Raw genomic sequence first — 13946 nt, 5'->3', positions numbered from 1 at the left:
ACGGCGACGGCATGACGACGGACGCGGGAAAGACGACCGGCGCGGCCGCCACGGAACGCACGGCGCTCGTCGAGCTCGACGACGTCAGCAAGTACTACGGCAACATCCGGGCCCTGGAGGGCGTCTCGCTGGTGGTGCACGCGGGGGAGATCTCCTGTGTGCTCGGCGACAACGGCGCGGGCAAGTCCACGCTGATCAAGATCATCGCAGGTCTCCACCAGCACGACGGGGGCACCCTGAGCATCGAGGGCGAGGAGACCCGGCTCGCCTCGCCGCGCGAGTCCCTGGACCGGGGCATCGCCACCGTCTACCAGGACCTCGCCGTCGTCCCGCTGATGCCGGTCTGGCGGAACTTCTTCCTCGGCTCCGAGCTGTCGAAGGGCACGGGCCCCTTCAAGCGCATGGACGTCGAGCGCATGCGCGGGATCACCCACGCGGAGCTGCTGCGCATGGGAATCGACCTGCGTGACGTCGACCAGCCCATCGGCACCCTGTCCGGCGGTGAGCGCCAGTGCGTGGCGATCGCCCGCGCTGTCTACTTCGGCGCCAAGGTCCTCGTCCTCGACGAGCCCACCGCGGCGCTCGGTGTGAAGCAGTCCGGCGTCGTCCTCAAGTACGTGGCGGCCGCTCGGGACGCCGGCCTCGGCGTGGTCCTCATCACGCACAACCCGCATCACGCGTACCTGGTCGGTGACCGGTTCGTCCTCCTGAAGCGCGGTGCCATGTTCGGCAGCCACACCCGCGACGAGATCACTCTCGACGAGCTGACCCGCCAGATGGCGGGCGGCAGCGAGCTGGACGATCTCCGTCACGAGCTGGAGCGGAGCGCCCCCTGAGGGGTGCGGGGCCGTGACATTCGCGACTGCGCCGCGTGGGCGCGACCGGCCACGCACGGCCCGCAGTTCACATATGTCCCAAAGCTCTCCGGGGCGCTCCAGCGGAGCGTTCCGGAGAGCTCAGGGGGACTCCGCCATGCGCCCCCCTGGCACGGTGAGGCAGAATCGGCCCGATGAGCACCTACCGCGACCTCGCACACCGCGGCTCCGCGCGGGCCACTGTCCTGCGGACCGTAGGGACGCGTGAACGGCGTTCCCACCTGACGGCTCCCCGCGTCCCCACCGTCGGCATCGACATCGGCGGCACGAAGGTGATGGCGGGCGTCGTCGACGCCGACGGCAACATCCTGGAGAAGCTCCGCGCCGAGACGCCGGACAAGTCCAAGAGCCCCAAGGTCGTCGAGGACACCATCGTGGAGCTGGTCCTGGACCTCTCCGACCGGCACGACGTGCACGCCGTCGGCATCGGTGCGGCCGGCTGGGTCGACGCCGAGCGCAACCGCGTCCTGTTCGCCCCCCACCTGTCCTGGCGCAACGAGCCGCTGCGCGACCGTCTCGCCGGGCGCCTCGCCGTCCCGGTTCTGGTCGACAACGACGCCAACGCCGCCGCCTGGGCGGAGTGGCGGTTCGGCGCGGGCCGCGGCGAGGACAACCTCGTCATGATCACGCTCGGGACCGGCATCGGTGGCGCGCTGCTCGAGGACGGCCAGGTCAAGCGGGGCAAGTTCGGCGTCGCGGGCGAGTTCGGTCACATGCAGGTGGTTCCCGGCGGACACCGCTGCCCGTGCGGCAACCGCGGCTGCTGGGAGCAGTACAGCTCAGGCAACGCGCTGGTCCGCGAGGCCCGGGAACTCGCCGCCGCGGACTCCCCGGTCGCGTACGGGATCATCGAGCACGTCAAGGGCAACATCGGCGACATCACCGGCCCGATGATCACCGAGCTGGCCCGCGAGGGCGACGCCATGTGCATCGAGCTGCTCCAGGACATCGGTCAGTGGCTCGGCGTCGGCATCGCCAACCTGGCGGCGGCCCTGGACCCCTCCTGCTTCGTCATCGGCGGCGGCGTCAGCGCGGCCGACGACCTCCTCATCGGCCCCGCGCGCGACGCCTTCCGCCGCCACCTGACCGGCCGCGGCTACCGGCCCGAGGCCCGTATCGCCCGCGCGCAGCTCGGCCCCGAGGCCGGCATGGTCGGCGCCGCTGACCTCGCCCGCCTCGTCGCACGCCGCTTCCGCCGCGCCAAGCGCCGCCGAGTGGAGCGCTACGAGCGGTACGAGCGCTACACCGAGTCCCGTCGTACGACCCAGGGGACGCTGTGACGGCCTCGCTGCCGCGCCAGGCCTCACCTCCCGACGAGCCCCGGCGGCCGCCGGAGGACCCGCGCCACAAGTTCCGCCGCCGTGCCCTGACCCTGCTGATCATCGTGCTGCTCATCGGCGTCCCGGCCGGCTACCTGGTGATCTCCGCCAACCAGAGCCGCGACAGCGGCAAGCTGAAGGAGGAGAAGTACTCGGCGACCGGCCTCACCGTGGGCTGGCCCTCGCGCGTCCAGCGCCGCCTCTACCAGGTGCCCATCCCGTTGAACGGCGTCTCCGTCGCCTACTACGAGACGAACAACTGGAAGACCAGCCGCCTCTACGTGCAGTTCGCCACCAACGGTCCGGGCCTGGAGCAGTTCCTCTCGGAGATCGGCACGAGCAGGGACAAACTGCGCAAGAACGACATCGCCATCGGCACCCGCGACCAGAAGGTCGTCGGCTGGAAGTTCACGGGCCCCGGCTCGTGGTGGGGTCTCACCCACGCACAGAAGGACCCGGCGCCCACCCAGGACATCCTCGTGAACTGGCCCCAGCCCGGGCGCGCCATGGTCTACGTCGTCTCCCGCACGGTCCCCTGAGACGCCCCGGCCCCGCGCCGGGGCCACCGCCGGGACCGATTGTCAGAGGCCGCCCGTAGAGTCGAAGGCGACTGATTCGACCGAGGGGCGGAGGTGACCGGACGTATGGGCGACGAGGCCGTGAGGACCGATACGGCTGTGCCGGTGCGGCTTGCCGCCGTCTTCCTGCCCGCCCCCCTGCCACGCGAGGGGCGCGTCGCCTTCTGGGACCCGGACGGCGGGCCGCTGCCGTCCGGCGACGGCGCCGGGAGCGCGTCGCCCGCCGAGAGCACGTCGTCCGTCGAGCCGGTCGAGCTGACGGTGGTACGAGCGCATGGCTCCGGAGCCCGCCGCGGCACCGTCCCCGCGCTGACCCTGCCGATCGCCGAAGCCCTGCCGCTGCTCGCCGGGGCCCGTCACGACCGCGCCGCGCATCCGGCCACGACCTGCTGGGGCGCGGCCGCGCTGCACGCGCTGCGGCTCGTCGCGCGGGGCCGGCTGCTGCCCGGACTCACCCCGGAGGGCCACGACGCCTGGCGCGCGGGCCCACTGGACCCGGACGACATCGCCCACCTCCGGGCCGTGGCCGCCGCCCTCCCGTACGAAGGGCATGCCGTCCCGCTCCCCGGCAAGGGCCCTCTCCGGCTGCCCGACCCGGAAGCGCTGATGCGCTCCTTCCTCGACGCGGTCGCCGACACCCTGCCGCGCACCCCCGCCGCTCCCCACACCTCCGGGAAACCGTTCGCGGCCAGAGAGCCGCAGCGACTGCCCGGAGCCCACGACTGGGCCGCCGAGGTCGCCGCCGGCATGGACGCGGGCGTACGGATCTCGCTCCGTCTGGATCTTTCGGCGTACCAGCTCTTCGACGACGGCGAGAGCGCGCACCGCGCGGGCGCCGCCGTCGTCCAGGTGCACAGCCTCGCCGACCCCACCCTCGTCGTCGACGCCGCGGCCCTGTGGGCGGGCGAGGCCGACGCGACCTTCGGACCCCGCGCGCGCGTCGACGCGGCGCTCGCCGTGCGCCGGGCGGCCCGCGTCTGGCCGCCCCTCGACCGGCTGTCCGAACAGGACGTGCCCGACGTCCTCGCACTCACCGAAGAGGAGCTCTCCGACCTGCTCGGCATCGCCGCGACCCGCCTCGGCGCGGCCGGCGTCGCCGTCCACTGGCCCCGCGACCTCGCCCACGACCTCAGCGCCGCCGCCGTGGTGCGCCCCGCGCCCGGCTCGGCCACGGACGGCACCGGCTTCTTCGAGAGCGAGGAACTACTCCAGTTCCGCTGGCAGTTGGCCCTCGGCGGCGATCCGCTCACCGAGGCCGAGATGGACGCCCTCGCCGAGGCGCACCGCCCGGTCGTCCGGCTGCGCGACCAGTGGGTCCTCGTCGACCCCGCCCTCGTCCGCAAGGCCCGCAAGCGGGAGCTGGGTCTGCTCGACCCGGTCGACGCACTGTCCGTGGCGCTCACCGGCACCGCCGAGGTCGACGGCGAGACGGTCGAGGCGGTGCCGGTCGGCGCCCTCGCCGCGCTGCGCGACCGCCTGACGGCCGGCGTCACCCCCGTGGAGCCGCCCCCGGGACTCCAGGCCCGGCTGCGGGACTACCAGCTGCGGGGCCTCGCCTGGCTGGACCTCATGACCTCGCTCGGCCTGGGCGGCTGTCTCGCCGACGACATGGGCCTGGGCAAGACCATCACCGTCATCGCCCTGCACCTGCGTCGGGCCCACAGCGAACCCACCCTCGTCGTCTGCCCGGCGTCGCTGCTGGGCAACTGGCAGCGGGAGATCACCCGGTTCGCGCCCGGCGTCCCCGTCCGCCGCTTCCACGGCCCCGACCGCACCCTGGAAGACCTCGACGGCGGCTTCGTCCTCACCACCTACGGCACGATGCGCTCGGCCGCGCCCCGGCTCGCCCAGCAGACATGGGGCATGGTCGTCGCGGACGAGGCCCAGCACGTCAAGAACCCCTACTCGGCGACGGCGAAAGCCCTGCGCACCATCCCGTCCCCCGCGCGCGTGGCCCTCACCGGCACCCCTGTGGAGAACAACCTCTCCGAGCTGTGGGCCCTGCTGGACTGGACGACCCCCGGCCTGCTCGGCCCCCTCAAGTCCTTCCGCGCCCGGCACGCGCGTGCGGTGGAGAACGGCGAGGACGAGGAGGCGGTCGCCCGTCTGGCCCGGCTGATCCGCCCCTTCCTGCTCCGCCGCAAGAAGTCCGACCCCGGGATCGTCCCCGAACTCCCCCCCAAGACGGAGACCGACCACCCGGTCCCGCTGACCCGCGAGCAGGCCTCCCTCTACGAGGCCGTGGTCCGCGAGTCGATGCTCGCCATCGAGACCGCCGAGGGCATCGCCCGCCGCGGCCTCGTCCTGAAGCTCCTCACCTCCCTCAAGCAGATCTGCAACCACCCGGCGCTCTTCCTGAAGGAGGACGCCAGGGCGGCCGCCCACGGCCCCTCCGCCCGCTCCGGCAAACTCGCCCTGCTCGACGAGCTGCTGGACACGCTGCTGGCCGAGGACGGCTCGGCGCTGGTCTTCACCCAGTACGTGGGGATGGCCCGGCTGATCACCGCCCACCTCACCACGCGCGCCGTCCCGGTGGAGCTCCTGCACGGCGGCACCCCGGTCGCCGAACGCGAACACATGGTGGACCGCTTCCAGAGCGGGGCCACCCCGATCCTCGTGCTGTCCCTCAAGGCCGCGGGCACCGGCCTGAACCTCACCCGGGCGGGCCACGTCGTCCACTTCGACCGCTGGTGGAACCCGGCCGTCGAGGAACAGGCCACCGACCGCGCCTACCGCATCGGCCAGACCCAGCCCGTCCAGGTCCACCGGCTCATCACCGAGGGCACGATCGAGGACCGCATTGCCGAGATGCTCGAAGCGAAGCGGGCGCTCGCCGACGCCATCCTGGGCTCCGGAGAGGCGTCCCTGACCGAACTGACCGACCGCGAGCTGTCGGACCTGGTGTCACTGCGGAGGTCGTCGTGAGCGGGCCGGAGGAGGAGACGCGGCCGGTGAACGGGGATGCCGACGCGCCGGACGCTGACGCGCCGGATGCCGAGGCGTCACGTCCTGCGGCCGGGCCGCGCCCCGCCGACGAGGCGCGTCGCGCGCTGCGGGCCGCGCGGGAGCGCGACAATCGGGGTGCGGCGGCCGGGGACGAGCCGGGTTCGCGGTCCGACAGGACGGCCTCCCCGGCGGCCCGACCGGGCGACGCGGCCAGGGAAGCCCTGCGTCGCGCCGCCGGGAGAGGGAGCGACACACACCCGGGCCCCAGTGCGGGTATGGACGCGGTGCCGGATCCGGAGACCGACCCAGATGCCGAACCCGACGCGGTACGGCCGCCCGCCCAGGCGGAGACGGCGGACGCGCCGTCCGCCGACGCGCCCGCGACCGGCGCGCGCCCCGGTGACATCGCCCGCGAGGCACTGCGCGTGGCGCGTACGGAGGCCAGACAGGCGCGGACCGCGGCCGAGACCAAGGGAGTCGGGACCGCACACCGGTCCGCCGACCGCGCGTCGGCCGGTTCGCGGGCCCGGCGCGGCCGACCGGACCCCGACCGGGGAGGCCGGGTCCGCGACGTAGGAGAGGTGCTCGCGGAGGCCTTCGAACTGCCCGCCTCCAGGACGCCGCGCGAGGAAACCGTCACCGGACGTCCGGCGTACGCCCACGCCAGGACCGACGCCAGGATCGACGTCGAGACCGATCTTGAGACCGGCACGGAGAGGGAAAGCCACCGTTCGGCGCACCCGGACGAGTCACGCGAGTCGTCTGAGCCGACCGAGTCACCCAAGACCCTCGCGGACCCGCCCCCCGCCGCCCTGCCACGCTCCATGGCATCCCCGCGCCGCGACGGCGAGCTGCGCCGCACCTTCGAAGCCCTCCCCGCCCGCACCTCGCACACGGCCCCGGACGCCTTCGCGGAGACGTGGTGGGGCAACGCCTGGGTGAGCGCCCTTGAAGAGGGCGCCCTGGACGCGGCGCGGCTGGCGCGCGGACGGGCGTACGCCGACCGGGGGCATGTCGACGCCATCACGGTCACACCGGGACTGGTGCTGGCCTATGTCCACGGGAGCCGTCCACGGCCGTATCGCGTACAGGTCAGACTGCGGACGCTGGAGGACGCCGACTGGGACCGTTTCCTCGACGCGGCCGCCGAGCGCCCCGGGCACATCGCGGCGCTGCTCGACAAGGAGATGCCCAAGTCGCTCGCGGACTGCGGAGTCGATCTGCTCCCCGGCCCCGGGGATCTCGCACCGCAGTGCAGCTGCCCCGACTACGGCCATCCCTGCAAACACGTGGCCGCCCTCTGTTACCAGACGGCACGTCTGCTCGACGAGGACCCCTTCGTGCTGCTTCTGCTGCGCGGCCGGGGCGAGCGAGAGCTGCTCGACGCGCTGTCCCGCCGCAACGCGACCCGCGCGGCCCGCGCCGCCCAGGAACAGCCGTCGGCGCCGCTGCCCGGCGTACGGGCCCGTGACGCCCTTGCGCTCCGGACGCTGCCGCTCCTCCCGGCACCGCTGCCCGCCCCCGCGCACCCCGAGCAGCCGCCGGCCTACCCGGGCGCGCCGGGCGGCCCGGACCCCTTCGCGCTGGACCAGCTGGCCACGGACGCGGCAGCCCGCGCGCACGCGCTGCTGACCACGGGCCGCGACCCGGTCGCGGAGCTGACGCTCTGGCAGGACGCGGTACGGCTCGCCGCCGCCCGCCCGGGTTCCGGTCTCACCGGCGCCACCCGCGCCCTCTACGCCTCGCTGGCCTCCGCCGCCGGACGCACCCCCGCCGACCTGGCGCGCGCGGTCGCCGCCTGGCGGCAGGGCGGACTCGAAGGGCTCTGCGTCCTGGAAGAGCCCTGGGACCCTCCGGCGGGCCGTTTCGACCGGGCCCGCCCGCTCCTCCTGGCTGCCGACCTGCCCGCCTTCCGCCCCTGGCGCAATCACCTCACCCACCCCCGCGGCCACGTCCAGCTGCGCCTGGGCCACGACGGCCTCTGGTACGCCTACGAATCGGAACCGGGCCAGGAGGACTGGTGGCCCCGGGGAACCCCCGATCTCGACCCGGTCGGCGCCCTCACGGGCCTTGGCGCTCCCGGCGAGCTCTGACGCGCCCCAGGGGAGTCCGCGCGGGCGGGCCCGGGGCGGTCAGCGGGACGCGGGGAAGCCCAGGTCCGGACCGGCCGCCACCTCGGCCGGGTCCGGCCAGCGGCTCGTGATGACCTTGCCGCGCGTGTAGAAGTGGACGGCTTCGCTGCCGTACATGCGGTGGTCGCCGAAGGCCGAGTCCTTCCAGCCGCCGAAGGAGTGGTAGCCCACCGGCACCGGCATCGGCACGTTCACGCCGACCATGCCGGTCTCGACCTCCAGCTGGAACCGGCGGGTCGCGCCGCCGTCGCGGGTGAAGATCGAGCCGGCGTTGCCGAACGGGGAGCCGTTGATGATGTCCATGGCCTCCTCGTAGGTCTCCGCGCGGAGCACGCACAGGACGGGGCCGAAGATCTCGTTGCGGTGGACGTCCGAGCCCGCGCGGACCCTGTCGAGGAGCGAGACGCCCATCCAGTGCCCGTTCTCCAGGCCCTCGACGGTGAAGTCCCTGCCGTCGAGCACCACGTCGGCTCCCTGGGCGGCCGCGCCCGCGACGTAGTCCGCGACCTGGTCGCGGTGCGCCTTGGTGATGAGCGGGCCCATCTCGGACGTCGGGTCGTTGCCCGGGCCGATCTTGACCTTCTTGGCCCGCTCGGCGATCCGGGACACCAGCGGGTCGCCCGCCGAGCCGACCGCGACCACCACGGAGACCGCCATGCAGCGCTGGCCCGCGGAGCCGTAGGCGGCCGTCACGGCGGCCTCGGCCGCCGCGTCGAGGTCGGCGTCGGGCAGCACCAGCATGTGGTTCTTCGCTTCGCCGAGGGCCTGGACGCGCTTGCCGGCGGCGGACGCCCTGGTGTAGACGTGGCGGGCGACCGGCGTGGAGCCCACGAACGACACGGCCGCCACGTCCGGGTGGTCGAGCAGCGCGTTCACCGCGACCTCGTCGCCGTGCACGATGTTGAGCACACCGTCGGGCACGCCGGCCTCGGCCGCGAGTTCCGCGAGGAGCATGGACGCGGAGGGGGCCTTGCTGCTCGGCTTGTGGACGAAGGTGTTCCCGCAGGCGATCGCCATGGGGAACATCCACATGCTGATCATCGCGGGGAAGTTGAACGGTGAGATGCCGACGATCACGCCGAGCGGCTGGCGGATCGACGCCACGTCGACGTTGCTCGAGACCTCCGTGGACGTGTCGCCCTTGAGCGCCATGCCGAGCCCGCAGGCCAGTTCGACGATCTCCAGGCCCCGGGCCACCTCGCCCAGCGCGTCCGCGTGGACCTTGCCCTGCTCGGCGGTGATCAGCGCGGCGAGGTCGTCGCGGCGCGCGTTCAGCAGCTCCCGGTAGCGGAAGAGGATCGCGATCCGCTGGGCGAGCGAGGACGTGCGCCAGGTGGCGTAGGCCTCCTTCGCCGCGGCGACCGCGGCGTCGACCTCGTCGGCGCCGGCCATCGCGACCTGTGCGGTGACCTCTCCGGTCGCGGGGTCGGTCACGGGGCCCCAGGTGCCGGAGGCGCCCGCGGCGCCTCCGAAGGGCTTGCCACCGATCCAGTGGGTGACGGTCTTCATCGGCGGAACTCCTTCAAGGTGACGGCGGCGGGCGGTGAGGTTCCTGTCGTTCACCTCACGGGCCTGGACTTCAGCCGGACGGTCCGCGGTCTCGGCCGTGGACACGCCTTCCCTGCCGGGAGGGCTGACTGCTGAAATCGAAGCTACCGCTCTGATCCGCACGCACAGGCGCTTCGGAGCCGCAGGGCTCGAAGTGCCTTCCTCAGGTCCCACACTGTCGTGGCGTGGGTCACTACTGGTGTCGGCGGTTGCGTGTGAGGGCGTACAAGACCCTGGGGAGGTTTGGCAAGCGTCGCGACCCCCTCCCGTGGGAAATGGTGAGATGTGGGAGCGTGGGCAGGTGAGTGACACGAACGCCGAAAACCTGCAATACCGCTTTGACGGGCCGGACCACGCCCCGGTCCTGGTCCTGGGACCGTCCCTCGGCACCACATGGCACATGTGGGACCGGCAGATACCCGAGCTGTCCAAGAACTGGCGGATCTTCCGGTTCGACCTGCCGGGCCACGGCGGCGCCCCCGCCTACCCGACGGGTTCCATCACCGAACTCGCGGGCCGGCTGCTCGCCACCCTCGACGCGCTCGGCGTGCAGCGCTTCGGTTACGCGGGCTGCGCGTTCAGCGGCGCCATCGGCATCGAACTGGCCCTGCGTCATCCGGAGCGGATCGCCTCGCTCGCCGTGATCGCCGCCTCGCCCCGCTTCGGTTCGGCCGACGAGTTCCGGCAGCGCGGAGTGATCGTGCGCAGCAACGGGCTGGACCCGATCGCGCGATCCTCGCCCGAGCGCTGGTTCACGAGCGGCTTCGCCGCCGCGCAGCCCGCGATCACCGAGTGGGCCGTACAGATGGTGCGTACCACCGACCCCGGCTGCTACATCGCCGCCTGCGAGGCGCTCGCCGCCTTCGACGTACGCGCCGAACTGGGCCGCATCGGCGTGCCCACTCTCGTCCTCGTCGGCTCCGACGACCAGGTCACCGGGCCCGCCGAGGCCCGCACGCTGGTCGCGGGGATACCGGACGCCCGCCTCGCCGTCGTACCCGGCGCCTCGCACCTGGTCCCCGTGGAGCAGCCGGCCGCGGTCACCGACCTGCTCGTACGGCACTTCTCCACCGCCTGGCAGCCCGCCTACGACTCGACCACAGGCCAGATGGCCATCCTCGCCGCCCCGGTCAAGCCGGTGCTCACGGCGCCGCCGCCGGTCGCGCCTGTCGCCGAGATCGCCCCGGCCGTCGTACAGCCCGAGGCCCTGGGCAGGCCGGACCCCTACGACGCCGGGATCAAGGTGCGCCGCGAGGTGCTGGGCGACGCGCATGTGGACCGGGCGCTGGCCTCGGCGGACGCGTTCTCCGGGGACTTCCAGGAGTTCATCACGCGCTACGCGTGGGGCGAGATCTGGGACCGGCCCGGCCTCGACCGGCGTGCGCGCAGCTGTGTCACGCTCACGGCGCTGGTCGCGGGCGGCCATCTCGACGAGCTCGCCTTCCACACCCGCGCCGCCCTCCGTAACGGCCTCACCCCGGACGAGATCAAGGAGGTGCTCCTCCAGGCGGCCGTCTACTGCGGTGTCCCGGCCGCCAACAGCGCCTTCAAGGTGGCGCAGCAGGTCATCCGGGAGGAGACGACCCCCCAGGAGTGATCTTGAGCCTGGTACCGGGAGCACCTGTCTCAGCGGCCCTCGGTGGCACCGGGAGGGGGAGGATGGACCCATGAAGCTCACGAAGAAGTCGCATGCCTGCATCCGCCTCGAGAAGGACGGGCGCACGCTCGTCATCGACCCGGGGACCTTCACCGAGGAGGACGCGGCCGTCGGCGCGGACGCGATCCTGGTCACGCACGAGCACCTCGACCACTTCAACGAGGACCGGCTCCGGGCAGGGCTGGAGTCCAACCCGGGTGCCGAGATCTGGACCCTGAAGTCGGTCGCGGAGAAGATCTCCGCGGCCTTCCCGGGCCGGGTGCACACCGTCGGCCACGGTGACACGTTCACCGCCGCGGGCTTCGACGTCCAGGTGCACGGCGAACTGCATGCCGTGATCCACCCGGACATCCCGCGCATCACGAACGTCGGCTATCTCATCGACGGCGGCCGTGTCTTCCACCCGGGCGACGCCCTCACCGTCCCGGAGCAGCCGGTCGAGACGCTGATGCTCCCGGTCATGGCGCCGTGGAACAAGATCGCCGAGGTCATCGACTACGTCCGCGAGGTGAAGCCGCAGCGCGCCTACGACATCCACGACGCGCTCCTGACGGACCTCGCGCGCCCGATCTACGACCACCAGATCGGCTCCCTGGGCGGCTCCGAGCACCTGCGGCTCGCACCGGGGGCGTCGGCGGAGCTCTGAGCATCCGCGGATGGGGGCACCGGGCGGGCACGGCGACCCGTTGTCGTACCCGCCCGGTAGGTTGTGAGGCATGCGCATCGCGACCTGGAACGTGAACTCGATCACCGCTCGCCTCCCGAGGCTGCTGGCCTGGCTGGAGAGCAGCGGCACGGACGTGCTGTGCCTCCAGGAGGCCAAGGTCGCCGCCGAGCAGTTCCCCGTCGACGAGCTGCGTGAGCTGGGCTACGAGACGGCGGTCCACGCGACCGGGCGGTGGAACGGCGTGGCGGTGATCTCCCGCGTCGGCCTCGAGGACGTGGTCAAGGGGTTGCCCAGCGGCCCCGGTTACGAGGGCGTCGAGGAGCCCCGGGCGGTCTCCGCCACCTGCGGCCCGGTCCGCGTCTGGTCGGTGTACGTGCCGAACGGACGCGAGGTGGACCACCCCCACTACGCCTACAAGATTCAGTGGTTCGAGGCCCTCAAGGCCGCGGTCGCGGGCGACGCGGCGGGCAGCCGGCCCTTCGCCGTGCTGGGTGACTACAACGTGGCGCCGACGGACGACGACGTCTGGGACATCTCCCTCTTCGAGGGGGCCACCCACGTCACCCCGGCCGAGCGCGCCGCCCTCGCCTCGCTGCGTGAGTCGGGCCTGTCGGACGTGGTTCCGCGGCCCCTCAAGTACGACCACCCGTTCACGTACTGGGACTACCGTCAGCTCGGCTTCCCCAAGAACCGCGGCATGCGCATCGACCTGGTCTACGGCAACGAGCCGTTCGCCAAGGCGGTCACCGACGCCTATGTGGACCGTGAGGAGCGCAAGGGCAAGGGGGCGTCGGACCACGCGCCCGTCGTGGTGGACCTCGACGTGTGAGGGCCCGTCGGGGCGCGCCTGTGGTGCGACCTGGAGTGCGAATGTCACGCTGGGCGTATGAACATCCCTTTCCTGGGCACCTGGCGCAAGAAGCACGGTCCCGCCTTCGGCGTCGCGGTGTTCTCCGACGGTGATCATGACTCCGAGGGCGTCGCCGAACTCCTCTCCGAATGCGAGCTGCTGCGCTCGCAGGCGAATCAGGCGGGTGTCGAACTCGACGACTCCGTGGCCTCGTTGGAGGCGCTGGACCAGTTGCTGCCGCGCTGGCGCGACGACGAGGAGAGCCTGCCGTGGCTCGGCAACGACGCGGGGCTCTATCTGGGTTCGGTCATCGTGCGCACGGTCACCGGCGCCCGCTGGGAGATCTGGCCCAACGGCCACCCGGCGGTGCGGCTGGCCTCCGGCCGGGAGATCGATGTCGTCGCCTCCGGCCACACCTGGGCGTCCAGCGGCGTCCCCGAACTCTCGCAGCTGTACGCGGAGGTGGCGGAGGGATAACCCGCCGACCGTGACGCCATAAAACATAAACTTTATAAATACGGCTAATGCCCGAAAAGTGCGTGTCGTGTATTTGGCTACTCCTCACCCGGATAGTTTGCGGCTTCTGCGACACAGCTGAGAGTGGGTAGGGCCGGGCATGGCTGTCGATCCTTTGATCGAACTGCAGGACGTGAACAAGCACTTCGGCGAGCTCCATGTCCTCCGGGACATCAACCTCACCGTCGGCAAGGGGGAGGTGGTCGTGGTCATCGGCCCCTCGGGGTCGGGCAAGTCAACCCTGTGCAGGGCGATCAACCGGCTGGAGACCATCGAGTCCGGAGCCATCAGGCTCGACGGGCAGCCGCTGCCGGACGAGGGCAAGGCGCTCGCCAGGCTCCGCGCCGAGGTCGGGATGGTCTTCCAGTCCTTCAACCTCTTCGCCCACAAGACGGTCCTGCAGAACGTCTCGCTGGCCCAGATCAAGGTCCGCGGCCGCAAGAAGGACGAGGCCGACCGGCGCTCCCTCGAACTCCTGGACCGCGTGGGCCTCGCCTCCCAGGCCCCGAAGTACCCGGCGCAGCTCTCCGGCGGCCAGCAGCAGCGCGTGGCCATCGCCCGCGCCCTCGCCATGGACCCCAAGGCCCTGCTGTTCGACGAGCCGACCTCGGCACTCGACCCCGAGATGATCAACGAGGTCCTCGAAGTCATGCAGCAGCTCGCGCGCGACGGCATGACCATGGTCGTCGTCACCCACGAGATGGGCTTCGCGCGCTCCGCCGCCAACCGCGTCGTCTTCATGGCGGACGGCCGTGTCGTCGAGGACCGCGCCCCCGAGGAGTTCTTCACCAATCCGCGCAGCGACCGCGCCAAGGACTTCCTCTCCAAGATCCTCAAGCACTAGGCGGGGGAGTACGA

General features: G+C 72.3%; 11 protein-coding genes. 10 read left to right on the top strand and 1 reads right to left on the bottom strand.

Going from position 1 to position 13946, the window contains the following annotated elements:
* Positions 1 to 11: 11 nt before the first annotated feature.
* The 5 genes from OG568_RS12355 (at position 12) to OG568_RS12335 (ending at position 7811) form a co-directional block, all read left to right on the top strand.
* Positions 12 to 836 (top strand): ATP-binding cassette domain-containing protein, encoded by an 825-nt coding sequence (locus OG568_RS12355; protein ID WP_266591544.1) that lies wholly within the window; start codon positions 12 to 14, stop codon positions 834 to 836.
* Positions 837 to 1009: 173 nt separating this feature from the next.
* Positions 1010 to 2155 carry an ROK family glucokinase gene (locus OG568_RS12350; RefSeq protein WP_266428782.1) on the top strand — a complete coding sequence of 382 codons (1146 nt, stop codon included), beginning with the start codon at positions 1010 to 1012 and terminating at the stop codon, positions 2153 to 2155.
* On the top strand, positions 2152 to 2733 hold the full coding sequence (locus OG568_RS12345) for a sugar kinase (protein WP_266587704.1): 582 nt from the start codon (positions 2152 to 2154) through the stop codon (positions 2731 to 2733). Before OG568_RS12350 ends, OG568_RS12345 begins: the two co-directional genes overlap by 4 nt.
* A 105-nt stretch (positions 2734 to 2838) precedes the next feature.
* A complete protein-coding gene (locus tag OG568_RS12340) occupies positions 2839 to 5697 on the top strand; it encodes a DEAD/DEAH box helicase (protein WP_329536336.1) in 2859 nt (952 codons plus the stop codon).
* The gene (locus tag OG568_RS12335) at positions 5694 to 7811 is read left to right on the top strand and encodes an SWIM zinc finger family protein (protein WP_443077620.1); all 2118 of its coding nucleotides are present in this window, start codon (positions 5694 to 5696) and stop codon (positions 7809 to 7811) included. The genes OG568_RS12340 and OG568_RS12335 overlap by 4 nt, the downstream gene beginning before the upstream one ends.
* A 39-nt stretch (positions 7812 to 7850) precedes the next feature.
* On the opposite strand, the gene OG568_RS12330 is transcribed toward OG568_RS12335, so the two are convergent.
* Positions 7851 to 9359, bottom strand: a complete 1509-nt coding sequence (locus OG568_RS12330) for a CoA-acylating methylmalonate-semialdehyde dehydrogenase (protein ID WP_329531503.1) — start codon at positions 9357 to 9359, stop codon at positions 7851 to 7853.
* Positions 9360 to 9681: 322 nt separating this feature from the next.
* Between OG568_RS12330 and pcaDC the strand changes: the two genes are divergently transcribed.
* The 5 genes from pcaDC (at position 9682) to OG568_RS12305 (ending at position 13932) form a co-directional block, all read left to right on the top strand.
* Positions 9682 to 10995 carry a bifunctional 3-oxoadipate enol-lactonase/4-carboxymuconolactone decarboxylase PcaDC gene (gene pcaDC, locus OG568_RS12325; protein ID WP_443075166.1) on the top strand — a complete coding sequence of 438 codons (1314 nt, stop codon included), beginning with the start codon at positions 9682 to 9684 and terminating at the stop codon, positions 10993 to 10995.
* A 70-nt stretch (positions 10996 to 11065) separates the two neighbouring features.
* Positions 11066 to 11701, top strand: a complete 636-nt coding sequence (locus tag OG568_RS12320; protein ID WP_266428772.1) for an MBL fold metallo-hydrolase — start codon at positions 11066 to 11068, stop codon at positions 11699 to 11701.
* Positions 11702 to 11771: 70 nt separating this feature from the next.
* Positions 11772 to 12551, top strand: a complete 780-nt coding sequence (locus OG568_RS12315) for an exodeoxyribonuclease III (protein WP_329531502.1) — start codon at positions 11772 to 11774, stop codon at positions 12549 to 12551.
* A 57-nt stretch (positions 12552 to 12608) separates the two neighbouring features.
* Positions 12609 to 13049: a DUF6278 family protein gene (locus OG568_RS12310; RefSeq protein ID WP_329531501.1), complete on the top strand. Its 441-nt coding sequence runs from the start codon at positions 12609 to 12611 to the stop codon at positions 13047 to 13049.
* 139 nt (positions 13050 to 13188) lie between these two features.
* Positions 13189 to 13932: an amino acid ABC transporter ATP-binding protein gene (locus OG568_RS12305; RefSeq protein ID WP_266428765.1), complete on the top strand. Its 744-nt coding sequence runs from the start codon at positions 13189 to 13191 to the stop codon at positions 13930 to 13932.
* Positions 13933 to 13946: the final 14 nt, after the last annotated feature.

Source organism: Streptomyces sp. NBC_01450 (genome assembly GCF_036227505.1).
Taxonomy (GTDB): Bacteria; Actinomycetota; Actinomycetes; order Streptomycetales; family Streptomycetaceae; genus Streptomyces.
This window is presented reverse-complemented; position numbering and strand designations above follow the sequence as displayed.